Genomic DNA, 18,524 nt, shown 5'->3' on the forward strand with positions numbered 1-18,524 from the left:
AGTTGTGGACTGCGTAGGAGTATCGATTATACCGAGTAGTATAGTTCGAACTCTAGCGGGTGAGTTGCCATGTTCACGCGTTGTACATCGTCAGATTTCAGAGCGATGTAAGAATCGATAAAGTCGTCAGAGAATACGCCACCAGCGGTCAGGAATTCACGGTCTTCGTTAAGCGCAGCTAGAGCTTGTTGCAGTGATTCTGCAACTGTTGGGATTTCAGCTGCTTCTTCTGCAGGAAGGTCGTATAGATCTTTATCCATCGCTTCGCCTGGGTGGATCTTGTTCTTGATACCGTCAAGGCCAGCCATAAGCATTGCTGAGTAGCATAGGTATGGGTTAGCTGCTGGGTCACCAAAACGTAGCTCGATACGACGTGCTTTCGGGCTTGGTACTACTGGGATACGGATAGAAGCTGAGCGGTTACGTGCTGAGTAAGCAAGCATTACCGGTGCTTCGAAGCCAGGTACAAGACGCTTGTACGAGTTAGTTGATGGGTTAGCAAATGCGTTGATTGCGCGAGCGTGCTTGATTACACCGCCGATGTAGTAAAGTGCCAGTTCAGATAGGCCGCCGTACTTGTCACCAGCAAACAGGTTTACACCGTCTTTTGCTAGAGATTGGTGAACGTGCATGCCGCTGCCGTTATCACCTACAAGAGGCTTAGGCATGAATGTCGCTGTTTTACCAAACGCGTGAGCAACGTTGTGTACCACGTACTTGTAGATTTGAGTTTCATCAGCTTTTGCTGTTAGCGTGTTGAAACGAGTTGCGATTTCGTTTTGACCCGCAGTTGCTACTTCGTGGTGGTGAGCTTCAACAACTAGGCCCATCTCTTCCATTACTAGACACATTGCTGAACGGATGTCTTGAGATGAATCTACAGGAGCTACTGGGAAGTAACCGCCTTTCACGCCAGGACGGTGACCTTTGTTACCGCCTTCGATGTCAGAACCTGTGTTCCAAGCTGCTTCTACGTCATCAATCTTGAAGAAAGAACCAGACATATCGTTTGAGAACTTAACGTCGTCAAATAGGAAGAATTCTGGCTCAGGGCCAACTAGAACTGTGTCTGCGATACCAGTAGAGCGTAGGTATTCTTCAGAACGTTTAGCGATAGAGCGTGGGTCACGATCATAGCCTTGCATAGTGGCAGGCTCAAGAATGTCACAACGTACGTTTAGTGTTGCATCTTCTGTGAACGGGTCAAGAACAGCTGATGATGCGTCTGGCATCATTACCATGTCTGATTCGTTGATGCCTTTCCAGCCAGCAACAGAAGAACCATCGAACATCTTACCTTCTTCGAAGAAGTCTGCGTCAACTTGGTGAGAAGGTATAGAGATATGCTGCTCTTTACCTTTAGTATCAGTAAAGCGTAGGTCAACAAACTTAACTTCGTTTTCTTGGATCAGCGATAGAACGTTTTCTACTGACATGTTGGATAACCTCCAGTGTTGTTAAATCGGTATTTAGCGTGATTTGCAATAAACCCAGCATTGATTAATTTCATTTCAAACTTATTAATCGATGCTAATTTTATTAAAGCTAAAACCATGCCAAAAAAATTAATCCATTAATTTCAATAAATTAGCGGGCTTGGTAACAAGATGGTGCAGACTATTGCACCAAAATGATCTTATTTTGCACTCATTTGGTGCGATGGTGGTATATTGCACCAAGATAAACAAAATCATCAGCCATTCAGCCCAGATTTAACGCTTATGTCAATGGGGATTTGCGTACACCTGGCTTACTATTGTCTTCAATCAAAAAATATCTGCTAATATTGAGCGAATCAGATCACATATTTCTGGGTTTTTCGCTAGAATCTGGTACATTATGGCCGTTTTTTTAATCAAATAGGTTTGCTGAAATTTTCGGCGAGCTGCTTATATCGAGTGAATCAAATCCATGGCTACTCCACAGATTGATAAATTAAGAAATATCGCGATCATCGCGCACGTTGACCACGGTAAAACTACACTGGTTGATAAACTACTACAACAATCAGGTACTTTAGAGTCTCGCGGCGAAGCTGAAGAGCGAGTCATGGACTCAAACGACATCGAAAAAGAGCGTGGCATTACTATTCTTGCTAAGAATACCGCGATCAACTGGAATGATTACCGTATCAACATCGTCGACACTCCTGGACACGCGGACTTCGGTGGTGAAGTTGAACGTATCATGTCGATGGTTGACTCTGTACTACTTATCGTTGATGCCGTTGACGGCCCAATGCCGCAAACTCGTTTTGTAACACAGAAAGCGTTTGCGCACGGTCTTAAACCAATCGTTGTAATCAACAAGATCGACCGCCCAGGTGCTCGTCCTGATTGGGTTATGGACCAAGTGTTTGACCTATTCGACAACCTAGGTGCTACTGACGAACAGCTAGACTTTAAAGTCGTTTACGCATCAGCACTTAACGGTTGGGCAACGCTTGAAGAAGATCAAACGGGCGAAAACATGGAACCGCTGTTCCAAGCCGTTGTTGATACCGTTGAAGCGCCAAACGTTGACCGCGAAGGTCCACTGCAGATGCAAATTTCTCAGCTAGACTACAGCTCTTACGTTGGTGTTATCGGTGTTGCACGTGTAACTCGTGGTAGCGTGAAATCAAACCAACAAGTTACCGTTGTTAGTGCTGATGGTAAGAAGCGTAACGGCAAAGTCGGTACGGTTCTTGGTTACCTAGGTCTTGACCGTCATGAAGTTGAGCAAGCTAACGCCGGTGATATTGTCGCCATTACAGGTCTTGGCGAGCTGAAAATTTCAGACACTATCTGTGACCAAAACCACATTGAAGCAATGACGCCTCTGTCTGTGGATGAACCAACCGTAACCATGACTTTCCAGGTCAACACTTCACCGTTCGCCGGTAAAGAAGGTAAGTTCGTTACGTCACGTAACATTCTTGAGCGTCTAGAGAAAGAATTGGTACACAACGTAGCGCTGCGCGTTGAAGAAACCGATAACCCAGACCGTTTCCGCGTATCAGGTCGTGGTGAACTTCACCTGTCTATCCTGATCGAGAACATGCGTCGTGAAGGCTTCGAGCTAGCAGTGTCTCGCCCTGAAGTTATCATCAAAGAAGAAAACGGTCAGAAGATGGAACCGTTTGAAACGGTAACGATCGATGTTCTTGAAGAGCACCAAGGCGGTATCATGGAAAACATCGGCTTACGTAAAGGTGAGCTGACTGACATGGCACCTGACGGTAAAGGTCGTGTACGTATGGACTTCATGATGCCTTCACGTGGTCTGATTGGTTTCCAAACTGAGTTCATGACACTGACTTCAGGTTCAGGTCTTCTTTACCATACGTTTGATCACTACGGCCCACACAAAGGCGGTAATATCGGTCAACGTAACAACGGCGTATTGATTTCAAACGCAACAGGTAAAGCACTGACTTACGCCTTGTTTAACCTACAAGAGCGCGGTCGTCTGTTTGCAGAGCACGCGGATGAAGTCTATGAAGGTCAGGTTGTTGGTATCCATAACCGCTCAAACGACTTAACGGTTAACTGTCTTAAAGGTAAGCAGCTAACCAACGTTCGTGCCTCTGGGACCGATGAAGCTCAGGTTCTGACTCCTGCTATCAAGTACACACTTGAGCAAGCACTAGAGTTCATTGATGATGATGAGCTAGTAGAAGTGACTCCAGAAAGCATTCGTATCCGTAAGCGATTCTTGAGCGAGAACGAACGTAAACGTGCAAGCCGTCCTGCGAAAGCTTAATTAGCGACGGGCAATTGCCAATAATAAAAAGGGTGAGAAGTTAACTTCTCACCCTTTTTTAATGCCTTATTTTTGACTCAGTTTTTGCAAAAATTTATCGGACTCTGCAATGGCTGCGTTCATTTGTTTAATTGCATACTGAATGTCTTGTTCTAGGCTTGAAAATTCGCCCTGCAGTGAGCCTATCGCGCTGGCATTAAGGTTATGCTTCAAATATAGGGTATTATCGCGCAGCGTGTTCAATACTGGCGTCATTTTGTTTTCCGCGCGCTTCATGGCATTGAGCATGGTCGTGTAAGACGTTTTGGTTTCGCGCAGTTTCTGTTCACTAGAGCGGCGCAGTTTGCTGCTGGTGTAGAGTTCAAGTTCGTCTTGCCACTCAGTGAACAGCGCGCCAGAGACATCTTCAATGGCTGCAATTCGGTCTCGTACATCTTGCGCTGCGTTCTCGCTGTCTTGGTATTTTTCATTGATCTGGTTGTAAACGGTTTCCAGTTCACCACCGTCAAAGTTGGTCAAAGCTGACAGCGCCTCAAGTGCACTGGAAAACTCTTGTTGCGCGTCCTGTTGTGACTGTTTGGCGTCTTCAACGCGATCCACCATGATGTCACGTTTGTGATAGCCTACTTGTTCCATTGCAGAGTAATAGGCAGACTGGCACCCCGTTAAGGTGAAAATCGACAATACAATAGCCAGTAAGTGCGGCATGATGGGATCCTTTCCTTTAGAATTAGATTGTTAGGATGACTGAGTTGTTAGGGAGTTACAAGTTGAAAATCGAACCCTTGATCACGCAAGTGGTGTTGTTTACCCGTTATCTTTTCACACGAATGAAATATGACAGAGTGAATGTTAATGCCGGTTATCTGGCTTACATTACTTTGTTGTCCATTGTTCCTATGCTGACGGTATTGTTGTCGGTGTTGTCGTCGTTTGAAGTCTTTGATAACGCAGGTGACGCGTTGCAAAACTTTGTCATTACCCATTTTGTCCCTGCGGCTGGCGATGTGGTTCAAAAGGCACTGCTCGAATTTGTCGGTAATACGGGCAAAATGAGTGCGGTCGGGGGCGGCTTTTTGTTTGTTGCAGCATTAATGCTGATCTCCAATATCGACAAGAATCTCAACTATATTTGGCGAGTAGATAAAAAGCGCCGAGCGGTGTTCTCATTTTCGATGTATTGGATGGTGCTGACTTTAGGGCCGATTCTAGTCGGTGCCAGCATTGCAGCAACGTCGTATGTCACTTCACTCAACATTATCGATAACGAAGCGATTTCAGGTGTCTATAATCAACTGTTACGCTGGTTGCCATTTTGGCTGTCATTCTTTGCTTTTGTCGGGCTCTATCTATTGGTGCCAAATAAGAAGGTGCGTTTTTCTCATGCTGCATTAGGTGCTATTGTGGCGGCGCTGCTGTTCGAAGCAAGCAAGAAAGGCTTTGCGGTCTACATCACTCAATTTCCATCTTACCAGTTGATCTATGGCGCTTTAGCGGCGATTCCAATCTTGTTTGTTTGGGTCTATTTATGCTGGCTTATTGTGTTGATAGGGGCGGAAGTGACCGCCACGCTCGGTGAAAGAGAGCGCTGGAGCGAGATGCCAGAAATGGTAAACTCACCCTCAATCATTAATCGATTATTGGCAAAAGGAAAACGCAGTGATAGCACTGATTCAGAGAGTGAGTGAAGCGGCCGTCCACGTAGAGGGTGAAGTGGTCGGACAAATCGAGCAAGGTTTACTAGTGCTACTCGGTGTTGAAAAAGACGATGACGAGGCGAAAGCCAAACGCTTAATGGAGCGCGTGACCACTTATCGCGTATTTGGCGATGAACAAGATAAAATGAACCTCAACGTAAAACAGGTCGAGGGCAAAGTGCTGGTGGTTTCGCAGTTTACATTACCGGCCGATACCAAAAAAGGTACTCGCGCTGGCTTTTCTCGCGGTGCACACCCGGCGGATGCTGAACGGTTATATGACTATTTTGCAGACCAGTGCGCGCAGGTGTTACCGACCGAACGTGGTCGTTTCGCGGCTGATATGAATGTGTCGTTGGTCAATGATGGCCCGGTGACTTTCTGGTTGCAGGTATGATGAAAGGCAATGGATTTGACGTTAAGTATCATGCCAAAAATTAAAAAAGGACTTTTATGTTTAAGCTGATCACGCCGAAAACAGACAATCAACTCAATAAATATTATCACTTCCGTTGGCAGATGCTGAGGGAGCCTTGGCAAATGCCGATTGGATCTGAGCGTGATGAGTATGACCCGATGAGCCATCATCGTATGATCGTTGATGGCCGCGGGCGACCAATCGCGATAGGTCGCTTGTATATTACCTCTGATAGTGAAGGTCAGATCCGTTTTATGGCGGTAAAAAACAACCGTCGTAGCAAGGGGATGGGGTCTTTGGTGCTGGTGGCTCTAGAGTCTCTGGCGCGCCAAGAAGGCGCCAAACGTCTGGTGTGTAATGCTCGTGAAGATGCAATTTCATTTTACGAGAAAAACGGTTTCGAGCGTCGTGGTGAATTAGACGACGGACGCGGGCCGATGCGTCACCAACAAATGGTCAAACAGCTTGATCCGATGGCAAACGTATTGCGTAAACCTGAATGGTGCACCGAGCTACAAGAGCGCTGGGAGAATCAAATCCCGATCAGTGACAAGATGGGCATTAAGATCAACCAATACACAGGTTATCAATTTGAGTGCTGTGCGCAACTCAATCCCAACCTCAATCCCCATAATACTCTGTTTGCCGGATCGGCTTTTACATTGGCGACCTTAACGGGGTGGGGCATGACTTGGCTGTTGATGAAAGAGCGCAATTTAACTGGCGATATTGTCTTAGCGGATAGTCGAATTCGTTATCGACATCCAGTGACATCAACCCCGGTAGCGTCGACTTCTCTTGATGGCATTAGTGGCGATTTAGACCGTTTAGCCGCGGGACGTAAAGCGCGTATCGTGATTCATGTCACCATACACAGCGGCGATTTACCGGCGGTCGAGTTCATCGGTACCTACATGTTAATCCCAGATTACAAAGCGGTGATTGACAGCGATGCTAAGTCTTAATCGGCGTTCTGCGGCACTGCCTTGCTAGTATCACCGCAGGTGACGTTAATCACATTGGTTTTACTGATAACATCTGACCAAAGTTCAAGGCAGCGCTGCTGACTTTGCATCAACAAACTAGCATATTGGGGCTTGGTCAGATCAACCTGCCCCGCTAATTGAGTTTGGTTATTGCCACCTGTGATGGTGACTCTCCCTCGATCGGCGTTAAGTTGGATATTGTCCATATCAAAACCCTGCTGGAATTGCTGTTCGCCATCGGCGCTATTGGCGATGATCTCAGCCTGACGTAAGCTCGCTGACATGCGCCCAGAGACACTGTGCGCTAACATTGAGTAGTCACCAGAAAGTCCTGATAACTGCGCGTCGAGTTCCGCCAGTCCTGACAGCTCAAACGGTAACGCTTGTTGGCTGAAATAGTGCTTAAGCGGTAGGCCGTCGGCATGCAAAGTCAGCTGCCAAGGCACGCTAGGTTGTGTTCTATCCAATTGACCACTGGCTTCGATATAGCCTTGTTCAAGAGGAATGAATGCGCGTTGTATCACTAACTTGCCTTGGTTGGCACTGGCGTTCATTTTAGCTTGAGTGGTGATTAAACGGTCGATGTTGGCAGCACTGACACTTATCATCAGATCCCCCTGCCAAAGCCCGAGTCTTCCCTGTTTAATTAAACGCAGTTCACGGCCCTCAATACCCAGACCTGACACCTGCCAAAAAGGTTTACTCTCAACTTGAATCATCTGGCTGTTAGCAATGTCGAGTTCGTCTATCGTCAGGCTATTTATCGGCGTCATAAGAGCGCGGATATCGGCGAGTAACGGTTGGGTCTCTTCTAGCCACTTGACGCCGTCAATTTTGAGCTGTTGTAACGCAATGTTATGTTCGGAGACTGCTCCTTGCAGCTGAACTCTGCCCTGTTTGAAATCAGCATCGAATTCGTCAATCGACAGGGTGCGCTGCGCAAGACCGAGCTTGGCGCGTGGCGAGAGTAGCACAAAGCGCTTATTGCCTATGCTGTCAGCGTCAAATGACGCGTAGCCTGAAGATTGTTGCCACACTGCTTGAGTGGGTGAAATGTTTTCTAACGAAGCGTTGAGGTTCTCAAAGCGCCACTGATGGTAGCTAAACGAGCCGTTAAGTATGTCTAGACTGTTGATATGATGAATCGGTAGCGATAGGTTGCCTAAGGTTGTCAGTAGCTTCTCCAGCGATGTTGACGGGGGGAGCATCAGTTTGTCGATAGTGACATTGACCAAAGACCATCCTTCGCTATATTGCTCCGCTTGGCCAGAAAATTCGCCGCCACGCCAGTTAAATGAGGCGCCAAATAAGGTACTTTGCTGCGCTTGATAGCGCATATCGACCAGCAGGTTGTTGAGCGCTTCACCTTGCATATAAAATTGATCGGCAGACAGCTGAATGTCAGCGAAAGGAATCGACTGAGTGTCGTTGACCCAGTGCGGTTGCTCGATTTGCACATTGACGCCACGGGCGGACCATTTAGGTGCACTAATATCGACGTATTGCAATGCCAATTGATGGAGCTTAATTGATTTGAATAGCGGGTTGCCGAGCTGTTCTAGGTCAAGAGTTGCCCCCTCAACTAGGATTGAATCGAACGAGAGTTTTCCCTGTTGCCAGGGCATTTGGCTTAACCAAAGTGTGAGTTTAGGAATTTGCAGGTTGTGGTCACCTTCGCTCAGCTCGACGTTTGCTAACGTTAACTGCAATGGTGGAGTGTAGTGAGCTTGTGTGGTTGTGATGGTGTAGGCCGTCAATTGATTGACCGCAGTCGTTACGATTTGGGTGGCATAACGACTTTGCATTAGGCCGTACAATGAAGCTAACGACAAAACAACGGCCGACACGACCAAGATAACCAGCCACCACAGTGCTTTTTTCACCTTCACTCCCTGAACGAACCGAACCACGTTACTAGCTTGGAATACTTTTGCCTTTCAAGCAACAAAAAGCCCCTCACAAGAGGGGCTTAGCTAAACAAATGGTGCAGATATCACTAATCTAGCTGAGGTCCTGCACTGATCAAGGCTTTGCCTTCATCATTATCGGTGTACTTTTCAAAGTTGTTGATAAAGCGTCCCGCAAGATCTTTGGCTTTGCTTTCCCACTGCAGTGGATCAACGTACGTGTCACGAGGGTCAAGAATCGATGGGTCGACATCGTGAAGCGCAACAGGAACTTCCAAGTTAAAAATAGGGATGTGCTTGGTTTCAGCGTGTTCGATAGAACCATCAAGAATCGCATCAATGATCGCACGCGTATCTTGGATAGAGATACGTTTGCCGCTGCCATTCCAACCAGTATTAACCAAGTAAGCTTGAGCACCCGCTTGCTCCATTCGTTTCACCAATACTTCAGCGTACTTAGTTGGGTGAAGTGTTAGGAAAGCGGCACCAAAACATGCTGAGAAGGTTGGTGTTGGCTCTGTGATACCACGTTCAGTACCTGCCAGTTTAGCGGTAAAGCCTGACAAGAAGTGGTACTTAGTTTGCTCGGGCGTAAGTTTGGAAACCGGAGGTAAAACGCCGAAGGCATCAGCAGAAAGGAAGATTACCTTGTTGGCGTGGCCACCTTTTGACACAGGCTTAACGATATTTTCGATATGCTCGATTGGGTAAGAAACGCGGGTATTCTCGGTTTTCGAACCATCGTCGAAGTCGATAGAGCCGTCAGAACGTACGGTTACGTTCTCTAGTAGCGCATCACGACGAATCGCGTTGTAGATGTCTGGTTCTGCTTCTTTCGACAGTTTGATGGTTTTTGCGTAACAGCCACCTTCAAAGTTGAACACACCATCATCGTCCCAACCGTGCTCGTCATCGCCGATAAGAGCGCGTTTAGGGTCAGTGGATAGTGTGGTTTTACCAGTGCCAGAGAGACCGAAGAAAACCGCCACATCACCCTCTTTGCCCATATTGGCACTACAGTGCATAGACGCGATGCCTTTAAGTGGCAAGAAGTAGTTCATCATCGCGAACATACCTTTCTTCATCTCGCCGCCGTACCAAGTACCGCCGATCAGTTGGGTGCGTTCAGTGAGGTTGAACACCGTGAAGTTTTCAGAGTTCAGACCATGCTCTTTCCACTTCTGGTTGGTACATTTCGCACCGTTCATCACCACGAAATCTGGTTCGAATGTCGCGAGCTCTTCTTCACTTGGACGGATAAACATGTTTTTAACGAAGTGCGCTTGCCATGCCACCTCAGTAATGACACGAATGCTCAAGCGTGTATCTGGGTTCGCACCACAGTAACCATCGATAACAAACACGCGTTTGCCTGAAAGTTGGTTGGTTACCAACTCTTTCAGATCGTTCCACACGGCTTGAGTGATCGGTTTGTTATCATTTTTTACCGTATCTGAAGTCCACCACATGTGTTCTTCAGTGGTGGCATCTTTAACAATGTATTTATCTTTTGGTGAGCGGCCGGTAAAGATTCCAGTATCAACAGCGACTGCGCCTAGCTCGGTGACGACACCTTTTTCATAGCCTTCGAGATCCGCGCGAGTCTCTTCTTCGAACAACACTTCGTAGCTTGGGTTGCGTAGAACCTCTTTTACGTCATGAAGTCCATGTTGGGTAAGATCAATTGTTGCAGCCTTTGTATGTTCCATAACGGTCATAGGTGCTCCTTGTAGGAATATTTTGTAGGGATTTTGTAATAATTTTTTTAATTTTATCTGCTCACCATGCTAGCAATGGGCTTTGAAGAAAACAGGGATATAGCTCAAAATTTATCCGTAATTTTCACAGGGGTTTAAGCGACACATCACATATTGGTGCAGTTAGTTTATCGTGCGCGCAAAGCTTTGCGCTAGAGCAAAGTTATTAATAATCGATTAAAATTAACAGGTTAGTTTATTACGAGAAAAGTGAGGTTTATCGCGGGGTTGGTCACAAAAAGGCCCGCATGTGCGGGCCTTTTGATTGGTAAATTACGGGCTTGGTGTGCCGTAAAAATTAATGCAGCTTTTTATGTTCAGAATCAGCGTCATCAAACAGTTGCAAGACTTCGGTTTTGTTGAACGAATAATCCGTACCGCAGTAATCACAATGTAAAGAGATTGAACCCACCTCGGCTAAGATGTCATCTACCTCAGAGCGATCGATGGTGATGATCGCAGCGCCACTGCGCTCACGTGAACAACCACAATGGAACTCAACGGGTTGGGGATCAAATAGGCGAACTTGCTCTTGGTTATAAAGGCGGTAAAGCAACTCAGTGGCTTCAAGACCAAAAAGTTCTTCATCTTTTACTGTATTGGTCAACTGCTCTAGATGCTCGAAATCTTCGGGCGTCCCAGTACCATCAGGCATGACCTGAATCAGCATCCCCGCCGCATGTGCTTGACCATCGTGCTCACCGCTACGCAGCCACAAGCGAGTTTTAAGCTGTTCAGAGTTGGCGAAGTAGCCTTCGAGAATTTCTGATAAGCTATCGCCTTCTAAGCCTACGATACCTTGGTAGCGTTCGCCTTTCTTCGGATCGATGGTGATGACCAAGTAACCTTTACCCATCATGTCATGAATGGTCGCGTCATCGGCGATATCGCCTTCGTAACGAGCAACACCGCGTACCTTCTGGTCGTTATCACCGTTAATTACGACCAATGACACCGGACCATCACCTTGCAGTTGCATGGTAATTGAACCTTCAAACTTAAGTGTTGCAGTCAGAAGTGTGGTTGAAACTAATAGCTCACCAAGCAGCTTTTTTAGCGGCGCTGGGTATTCCTTGCTAGAAATCATACGTTGGTAAGCTTGATCCAGTTGTACCAACTCACCACGAACTGAAAGGTCTTCAAATAAGTAGCGGTTCAAAACATTGCTTGCCATGTGGCGGGTCCTCGTTAATTTTCCAGCTTTATTGATGCTTAAATTTCAAGATATCGCGACGCTGTTTTTTGTCAGGGCGACGCTCTGGGCTTGGGTTGTGCGCATGAAGTTTACGGCGTATCGCGTTTTCTTCTCGTTTACTCACGCTGTCGGCTGTTTCTGAGTATAATGCTTGGGCTTCTGGTGCCCCGCGTCGCTGATCTGAGATCTTTTCAATTACGACAGTTTTCTCTTCATTGCCTTGTCTTAGAGTGATCTGAGCACCCAATTCGACCACCTTACTCGGTTTACTGCGTTGGCCATTATAATGAACTTTTCCGCCATCGACCATATTTCGAGCAATGGATCGGGTTCTGTAAAAACGGGCGGCCCACAGCCATTTGTCGAGTCTCACTGCTTCAGTTTGGGAGCCCATGATGATTTTCCCTCTAAGGTATTGGTGCTGATTGTGCTTAGTTGGTGTAACAATGGTGACGTGTGTGGCATTTTTCAAGCGAAATAATAAAAATTATGCTCTGTTAAAGTGACGTGTAGCTGTTTAATGTATAGGTTGTTTCATGGTTTGCTACAATCTTTGCTTTCCATTTTATACGGACAAAAGTAGCAAGCTTTTAACGATGAAAAACGAAGATCTTGTAGAGAAATCAATCAATAAGGACTGTGAGTGAAACAACGTAGCGTCAATGCACTATACCGGTTTGGTGAAGCGTTCAAGGATGTGGGAGTTCAACAGCGAGTGAGCTATGCCGTCATGCTGCTCTTATTGGCGATGTGTGCATGGATTGCAGGTCAGATGATTTGGCAACCGTGGAGTCAACCAGTAATTTCGTCATGGCAGCCTGCAAAAGTGACGTTAGTTGGCGGTCAGTCATCGCGGCTTGATATTTCTCAACTGCTTGACAGCAATATTTTTGGTCAATATCAGAACTCGGTTCCGGTTATCAAGCAACCCAAGGTGCAAGATGCGCCAAAAAGCCGCCTTAACGTGGTATTAGTTGGCATAGTCACCAGTACTGAAGCGAGTAAAAACTTAGCGGTGATTGCTAACCGAGGTCAACAAGCGACCTATGGCTTAAATGAAGTGATAGAAGGCACGAGAGCTAAACTGATACAAGTGCAAGCGGATCGAGTCATTATTGATAACTCGGGGCGCAATGAAACCATTATGCTAGAAGGACTTAAGTACAGTACGCCAACGCAAACAGCGCCTGTGACCCAACAAATAACCCGCGGTCAAGTATCGACGGATTCATTGGAGCAGATTCAAGAAGAAATTCGTCAAGACCCGAAACAAATCTTCCAGTATGTGCGTATGTCGCAAATCAAGCAGGATGAAACGGTCGTCGGTTATCGCCTTACACCAGGAAAAGACCAAGCGCTGTTTGAATCGGTGGGTTTGGTGTCGGGAGATATTGCGGTGTCGATAAACGGGTTAGATTTGACCAATCCCGACGTAATGGGGGAGATTTTCCAGAGCTTATCTGAGCTGACGGAATTGACATTGACGGTTGAGCGTGATGGTCAACCACACGAAATATATATTGAATTATAAGACAACTGTTTTAAAAGGCAGTTGGATCCTAGGAGTTAAGAAGTGAACCATTGGCTTAAGAAAAGCGCATGGCTTTTAACGGCAAGCTTGCTGACCTCACCAATAACGGTGATGGCAAATGAATACAGTGCTAGTTTTAAAGGCACCGACATTCAAGAGTTTATTAACATTGTTGGCCGAAATTTAGAAAAGACCGTGATCGTTGACCCCTCGGTACGTGGCAAAGTCGATGTACGCAGCTATGACATGTTGAGTGAAGAGCAATACTACAGTTTCTTTCTCAACGTACTCGAAGTCTATGGTTTCGCCGTGGTGGAAATGGACAATGGCGTGTTAAAGGTGATTAAGTCCAAAGACGCCAAAACATCAGCGGTTCCTGTGGTTGGCGATGGCAACATCAACGGCGATGAAGTCGTGACTCGTGTGGTCGCGGTGCGTAACGTGTCGGTGCGTGAGCTTTCTCCTCTACTACGTCAACTCAATGACAATGCCGGTGCTGGTAACGTGGTTCACTATGACCCGGCTAATATTATCCTTATTACCGGCCGCGCCGCCGTGGTTAATCGCTTAGCCGACATCATTAAGCGAGTAGACCAAGCAGGCGATAAAGAAATTGAGGTGGTCGAGCTAAATAATGCCTCCGCCGCTGAAATGGTGCGTATTGTTGAGGCGTTAAATAAAACCAATGACGCTAAAAACACGCCGGCCTTTTTACAGCCTCAACTGGTCGCCGATGATCGAACTAACTCAATTTTGCTTTCTGGCGATCCACAAGTACGTCAGCGTCTACGTCGCTTGATCCAACAGCTTGATGTAGAAATGGCATCGAAAGGTAATAACCGTGTGGTTTACCTTAAGTACGCCAATGCAGAAGACTTGGTCGATGTGCTTAAAGGGGTGTCTGACAACTTGCAAGTCGAGAAGTCCTCAGGCTCAAAAGCTTCTTCAAGCTCTCAGCGCAATGACGTCATGATCGCCGCTCATCCAGAAACGAACGCCTTGGTCCTGGCTGCTCCGCCAGATATTATGATTGCGCTGCAAGATGTGATTGCCCAATTGGATATTCGACGTGCTCAGGTGTTGATTGAAGCGTTGATCGTCGAAATGGCCGAAGGTGATGGTATCAACCTCGGCGTGCAGTGGGGATCACTAGAAAGCGGCTCTATGATTCAATACGGTAACTCTGGCGCGCCAATTGGCCAAGTGATGGTCGGTTTGGAAGAAGCCGAAGATACCACCACAACCAAAGCTGTTTACGACTCTGATAATAATTTCTTACGTAACGAAACGACCTCAGAAAAAGGTGACTACAGCACACTTGCATCTGCACTGTCAGGGGTCAATGGCGCGGCGTTAAGTGTCGTGATGGGCGACTGGACGGCGTTAATTAGCGCGGTATCGACCGACTCTAACTCGAACATTTTGTCATCTCCGAGCATTACCGTGATGGATAATGGCGAAGCGTCATTTATTGTCGGTGAGGAAGTGCCGGTATTAACCGGGTCAAGTGCTAGTTCGAATAACGATAATCCATTCCAAACCGTCGAGCGTAAAGAAGTCGGTATTAAGCTCAAAGTGATGCCGCAAATCAATGAAGGTAACTCGGTTCAGCTAAACATCGAGCAAGAAGTCTCGAATGTCCTTGGGGCCAATGGCGCCGTTGATGTGCGTTTTGCTAAACGTCAGCTTAATACATCAGTGATGGTTGAAGATGGTCAGATGATAGTCCTTGGTGGTTTGATTGATGAACGCGCGCTTGAGAGTGAATCAAAAGTGCCGCTTTTGGGTGATATCCCTTATCTTGGGCACCTGTTTAAATCGACCAGCACTCAAGTTGAAAAGAAAAACCTGATGGTATTCATCAAACCAACCATTATTCGTGATGGCATGACGGCGGATGGTATTACTCAGCGCAAGTACAACTTTATCCGTGCCGAACAATTATATAAAGCGGATAAAGGCCTTAAGTTGATGGATGACTCTAATATTCCTGTGTTGCCTGAGTTTGGCGATGACATTAGTCACTCCGCTGAAATACAAGCGTTTCTTGATCAGATGGAAACACAGTAATGGATTTAGCGGTAATACCGAATGTGAAGCGCCTGCCGTTTAGTTTTGCCAACCGCTTTAAGTTGGTATTAGAGCAAATTGATGGCGATCTGGTGCTCTACTATATTGAGCCGATGTCGATGCAAGCGCTGCTAGAAGTCAAACGGGTGTGTGCGCAGCCGTTTCGCTTGCAAGCTATGAATACCGAGGCTTTTGAGCGTAAGCTAACTCAAGCCTACCAACGTGACTCATCTGAGGCGCGTCAGTTGATGGAAGACATTGGTGCTGACAGTGATGACTTTTTCTCATTAGCCGAAGAGTTACCACAAGACGAAGACTTGCTCGAGTCAGAGGACGATGCGCCAATCATTAAACTGATTAATGCCATGCTCGGTGAAGCGATCAAGGAGGGAGCGTCAGATATTCACATTGAGACCTTTGAAAAAAGCCTCTCTATTCGCTTCCGGGTCGATGGCGTGCTGCGTGATGTCCTCGCACCAAGTCGTAAATTGGCCCCCTTGCTAGTCTCGCGGGTTAAGGTCATGGCCAAATTAGATATTGCCGAAAAACGCGTCCCTCAAGACGGTCGTATTTCGCTGCGTATTGGTGGCCGAGCGGTTGATGTGCGTGTGTCGACTATGCCTTCTTCTCATGGTGAGCGAGTGGTGATGCGCTTACTCGACAAGAATGCGACCCGTTTGGATCTGCACAGTTTGGGTATGACGCCAAATAACCAAGCCGCTTTTCGCAACATCATTCAACGCCCGCACGGTATTATTCTGGTGACGGGTCCTACGGGGTCCGGTAAGTCGACCACGCTCTATGCTGGTTTAACGGAAATCAACAGTAATGAGCGTAACATTCTTACGGTTGAAGACCCGATTGAATTTGATATCGATGGCATTGGTCAGACGCAAGTCAACCCCAAAGTCGAGATGACCTTTGCTCGAGGTTTGCGTGCCATTTTGCGTCAAGATCCAGATGTGGTGATGGTGGGTGAGATTCGTGATCTAGAAACCGCACAAATTGCCGTACAAGCCTCATTGACCGGACACTTAGTGATGTCGACTCTGCACACTAACACCGCAGTGGGTGCGATTACGCGTTTGCGTGATATGGGCATCGAACCTTTCTTGATTTCATCGTCGTTATTGGGTGTGCTGGCTCAGCGCTTGGTTAGAACCTTATGCTCTGATTGTAAAACGCCGTATCAAGCTGATGATGAAACTAAAAGACTGTTTGATGTGACTAACCAGCAAGAACTGACGCTTTATCGTCCGTGTGGCTGTGAAAAGTGTAATTTTAAAGGCTATCGCGGCCGGACGGGTATTCATGAACTGTTACTGGTCGATGATGCGGTGCAAACCTTGATTCACAGTGAAGCGGGCGAACAGGCGATTGAGAAAAGTATTCGCGAGAAAACTCCGAGCATTCGCCAAGATGGGCTAGATAAAGTGTTAGCGGGAATTACCTCACTCGAAGAAGTGATGCGAGTGACCAAGGAAGCATAATGGCGGCATTTGAATATCGGGCGTTAGATGCCAAAGGCAAAACCAAAAAAGGGGTGATTGAGGGCGATAACGCGCGTCAGGTACGTGCTCGTCTTAAAGAGCAAGGCTTGATTCCGATTGAGGTGATGGAGGGTAAAGTAAAAACGGCCAATTCTTCTGCTTCTGTCGGTTTTAAGCGTGGTATTAAAACGGTCGAGCTCGCTTTGATCACTCGCCAACTTTCGACCTTAGTTCAATCAGGTATGCCGCTTGAAGAGTGTTTAAAAGCTGTCTCTGAGCAGGCAGAAAAACCGCGAATTCGCTCAATGATGGCAACGGTGCGATCCAAAGTGACAGAAGGTTATCCACTGGTCGAAAGTTTGGGGCAGTATCCGCATATTTTTGATGAACTTTACTGTTCTATGGTCGCCGCGGGCGAAAAATCGGGTCACCTAGATACCGTGTTAGCGCGTCTGGCTGATTATGTGGAAAATAGGCAGAAAATGCACGCTAAGCTACTGCAAGCGATGATCTACCCTGTCGTATTGGTGGTTTTTGCTGTGGGTGTGGTGGCTCTGCTGCTCTCTTCCGTGGTGCCTAAGATTATCGAACCCATTCTTCAGATGGGTCAAGAGCTACCGACGTCGACAAAAATGTTGCTGTCCGCCAGCGACTTTGTGCAAGAGTGGGGCATGGTCATTGTAGTGGTGGTGGTGGTGCTGTTTTATTGCCTTAAACTGGCGCTGAAAAAGCCGAATTTTAGGCTTGCTTGGGATCGGAAAATACTGAATGTGCCGTTGCTGGGTAAAATCTCTCGCGGTTTGAATACGGCTCGATTTGCACGCACTTTGTCGATTTGTACTTCCAGTGCGATTCCGATTTTGGAAGGGATGCGTGTTGCGGTCGATGTAATGTCGAACCGTTACGTCAAGCAGCAAGTTTTGTTGGCCGCAGATAATGTCCGAGAGGGCACCAGTTTGCGCAAAGCACTGGCTCAGACCCGGTTATTCCCTCCGATGATGTTGCACATGATTGCCAGTGGTGAGCAAAGTGGCGAACTGGAGAGTATGTTGACGCGCTCAGCCGATAACCAAGAACAAAACTTTGAATCGACGGTCAATATTGCGCTAGGTATTTTTACCCCAATGCTGATCGCACTAATGGCCAGCCTGGTACTGTTTATCGTTATGGCGATATTGATGCCGATGTTGGAAATGAATAATTTAATGAGCGGATAAGAGCTGATTAAGATGTATCTATTGAAAATATAGATTGAAGTAAACTTTCGGAGAGAACAATGAAATTTAAACGCAGTAAGCAGCAAGGCTTTACACTGTTAGAAGTGATGGTTGTTGTGGTTATCTTAGGTATTTTGGCCAGTGTGGTTGTACCTAACCTTCTGGGCAATAAAGAGAAAGCCGACCAACAAAAAGCGATTGCTGATATTGTGGCGCTAGAAAATGCGCTCGACATGTACAAGCTCGATAACAGCGTTTATCCATCAACGGATCAGGGCCTTGAGGCATTGGTGACTAAACCATCAAGCCCTGAGCCACGCAACTACCGTAGCGGTGGTTACATCAAACGTCTACCGACTGACCCATGGGGTAACGACTATCAGTTCTTGAGTCCTGGCGATAACGGTAACGTTGATATCTTCACTCTTGGCGCTGACGCTCAAGAAGGTGGAGAAGGTGCGAATACCGATATCGGTAACTGGAATATTCAAGATTTCCAATAATTGAGTAGC

At 46.8% G+C, this 18,524-nt stretch carries 15 protein-coding genes; 9 read left to right on the top strand and 6 right to left on the bottom strand.

What is annotated here, in order from left to right:
• Positions 1–26 precede the first annotated feature (26 nt).
• Positions 27–1,436, bottom strand: coding sequence for a glutamate--ammonia ligase (glnA, locus tag ViNHUV68_RS00295; RefSeq protein ID WP_038175454.1), 1,410 nt, complete (start codon positions 1,434–1,436; stop codon positions 27–29).
• A 475-nt stretch (positions 1,437–1,911) separates the two neighbouring features.
• On the opposite strand from glnA, the gene typA reads away from it, so the two are divergent.
• Positions 1,912–3,744, top strand: coding sequence for a translational GTPase TypA (gene typA, locus ViNHUV68_RS00300; RefSeq protein ID WP_038175453.1), 1,833 nt, complete (start codon positions 1,912–1,914; stop codon positions 3,742–3,744).
• Between the two features lie 66 nt (positions 3,745–3,810).
• Here the strand turns inward: typA and ViNHUV68_RS00305 are convergent, their stop codons facing one another.
• Positions 3,811–4,452, bottom strand: a complete 642-nt coding sequence (locus tag ViNHUV68_RS00305) for a DUF2959 family protein (RefSeq protein ID WP_391088770.1) — start codon at positions 4,450–4,452, stop codon at positions 3,811–3,813.
• Between the two features lie 35 nt (positions 4,453–4,487).
• Between ViNHUV68_RS00305 and ViNHUV68_RS00310 the strand changes: the two genes are divergently transcribed.
• Genes ViNHUV68_RS00310 through ViNHUV68_RS00320 form a run of 3 tightly spaced genes read left to right on the top strand, consistent with a single transcriptional unit; the run spans position 4,488 to position 6,824 of the window.
• Positions 4,488–5,432, top strand: coding sequence for a virulence factor BrkB family protein (locus ViNHUV68_RS00310; RefSeq protein WP_391088772.1), 945 nt, complete (start codon positions 4,488–4,490; stop codon positions 5,430–5,432).
• On the top strand, positions 5,404–5,838 hold the full coding sequence (gene dtd, locus ViNHUV68_RS00315; RefSeq protein WP_391088773.1) for a D-aminoacyl-tRNA deacylase: 435 nt from the start codon (positions 5,404–5,406) through the stop codon (positions 5,836–5,838). The genes ViNHUV68_RS00310 and dtd overlap by 29 nt, the downstream gene beginning before the upstream one ends.
• A 56-nt stretch (positions 5,839–5,894) precedes the next feature.
• Positions 5,895–6,824 carry a bifunctional GNAT family N-acetyltransferase/hotdog fold thioesterase gene (locus ViNHUV68_RS00320; protein ID WP_038175450.1) on the top strand — a complete coding sequence of 310 codons (930 nt, stop codon included), beginning with the start codon at positions 5,895–5,897 and terminating at the stop codon, positions 6,822–6,824.
• Here the strand turns inward: ViNHUV68_RS00320 and ViNHUV68_RS00325 are convergent.
• From ViNHUV68_RS00325 to hslR, 4 genes are all read right to left on the bottom strand, one after another.
• On the bottom strand, positions 6,821–8,728 hold the full coding sequence (locus ViNHUV68_RS00325; protein WP_391088775.1) for an AsmA family protein: 1,908 nt from the start codon (positions 8,726–8,728) through the stop codon (positions 6,821–6,823). The two genes, ViNHUV68_RS00320 and ViNHUV68_RS00325, sit on opposite strands and share 4 nt — an antisense overlap.
• A gap of 113 nt (positions 8,729–8,841) precedes the next feature.
• Positions 8,842–10,470, bottom strand: a complete 1,629-nt coding sequence (pckA, locus tag ViNHUV68_RS00330; protein WP_038175447.1) for a phosphoenolpyruvate carboxykinase (ATP) — start codon at positions 10,468–10,470, stop codon at positions 8,842–8,844.
• Positions 10,471–10,807: 337 nt separating this feature from the next.
• Positions 10,808–11,683 carry an Hsp33 family molecular chaperone HslO gene (hslO, locus tag ViNHUV68_RS00335; protein WP_391088778.1) on the bottom strand — a complete coding sequence of 292 codons (876 nt, stop codon included), beginning with the start codon at positions 11,681–11,683 and terminating at the stop codon, positions 10,808–10,810.
• A gap of 28 nt (positions 11,684–11,711) precedes the next feature.
• Positions 11,712–12,098, bottom strand: a complete 387-nt coding sequence (gene hslR, locus ViNHUV68_RS00340) for a ribosome-associated heat shock protein Hsp15 (protein ID WP_391088780.1) — start codon at positions 12,096–12,098, stop codon at positions 11,712–11,714.
• A 249-nt stretch (positions 12,099–12,347) separates the two neighbouring features.
• Here hslR and gspC point away from each other — a divergent pair, with 249 nt between their 5' ends.
• Genes gspC through gspG form a run of 5 tightly spaced genes read left to right on the top strand, consistent with a single transcriptional unit; the run spans position 12,348 to position 18,515 of the window.
• A complete protein-coding gene (gene gspC, locus ViNHUV68_RS00345) occupies positions 12,348–13,235 on the top strand; it encodes a type II secretion system protein GspC (RefSeq protein ID WP_391088782.1) in 888 nt (295 codons plus the stop codon).
• Between the two features lie 42 nt (positions 13,236–13,277).
• Complete coding sequence (gspD, locus tag ViNHUV68_RS00350) at positions 13,278–15,305, top strand: type II secretion system secretin GspD (RefSeq protein WP_391088783.1); 2,028 nt, start codon at positions 13,278–13,280, stop codon at positions 15,303–15,305.
• Complete coding sequence (gene gspE, locus ViNHUV68_RS00355) at positions 15,305–16,795, top strand: type II secretion system ATPase GspE (protein WP_038175441.1); 1,491 nt, start codon at positions 15,305–15,307, stop codon at positions 16,793–16,795. The genes gspD and gspE overlap by 1 nt, the downstream gene beginning before the upstream one ends.
• The gene (gene gspF, locus ViNHUV68_RS00360; protein WP_391088785.1) at positions 16,795–18,012 is read left to right on the top strand and encodes a type II secretion system inner membrane protein GspF; all 1,218 of its coding nucleotides are present in this window, start codon (positions 16,795–16,797) and stop codon (positions 18,010–18,012) included. Before gspE ends, gspF begins: the two co-directional genes overlap by 1 nt.
• Before the next feature lie 59 nt (positions 18,013–18,071).
• A complete protein-coding gene (gene gspG, locus ViNHUV68_RS00365) occupies positions 18,072–18,515 on the top strand; it encodes a type II secretion system major pseudopilin GspG (protein WP_038175439.1) in 444 nt (147 codons plus the stop codon).
• Positions 18,516–18,524 lie beyond the last annotated feature (9 nt).

Source organism: Vibrio sp. NH-UV-68 (assembly GCF_042940635.1).
GTDB lineage: Bacteria > Pseudomonadota > Gammaproteobacteria > Enterobacterales > Vibrionaceae > Vibrio > Vibrio pacinii.

Excerpts from the sequence above, each read along its gene's own strand:
- typA (WP_038175453.1), top strand. The coding sequence starts at position 1,912 with ATGGCTACTCCACAGATTGATAAATTAAGAAATATCGCGATCATCGCG.
- gspF (WP_391088785.1), top strand. The coding sequence starts at position 16,795 with ATGGCGGCATTTGAATATCGGGCGTTAGATGCCAAAGGCAAAACCAAA.
- ViNHUV68_RS00320 (WP_038175450.1), top strand. The coding sequence starts at position 5,895 with ATGTTTAAGCTGATCACGCCGAAAACAGACAATCAACTCAATAAATAT.
- hslO (WP_391088778.1), bottom strand. The coding sequence starts at position 11,683 with ATGGCAAGCAATGTTTTGAACCGCTACTTATTTGAAGACCTTTCAGTT.
- pckA (WP_038175447.1), bottom strand. The coding sequence starts at position 10,470 with ATGACCGTTATGGAACATACAAAGGCTGCAACAATTGATCTTACCCAA.
- glnA (WP_038175454.1), bottom strand. The coding sequence starts at position 1,436 with ATGTCAGTAGAAAACGTTCTATCGCTGATCCAAGAAAACGAAGTTAAG.
- hslR (WP_391088780.1), bottom strand. The coding sequence starts at position 12,098 with ATGGGCTCCCAAACTGAAGCAGTGAGACTCGACAAATGGCTGTGGGCC.
- ViNHUV68_RS00305 (WP_391088770.1), bottom strand. The coding sequence starts at position 4,452 with ATGCCGCACTTACTGGCTATTGTATTGTCGATTTTCACCTTAACGGGG.
- ViNHUV68_RS00310 (WP_391088772.1), top strand. The coding sequence starts at position 4,488 with ATGACTGAGTTGTTAGGGAGTTACAAGTTGAAAATCGAACCCTTGATC.
- gspG (WP_038175439.1), top strand. The coding sequence starts at position 18,072 with ATGAAATTTAAACGCAGTAAGCAGCAAGGCTTTACACTGTTAGAAGTG.
- gspE (WP_038175441.1), top strand. The coding sequence starts at position 15,305 with ATGGATTTAGCGGTAATACCGAATGTGAAGCGCCTGCCGTTTAGTTTT.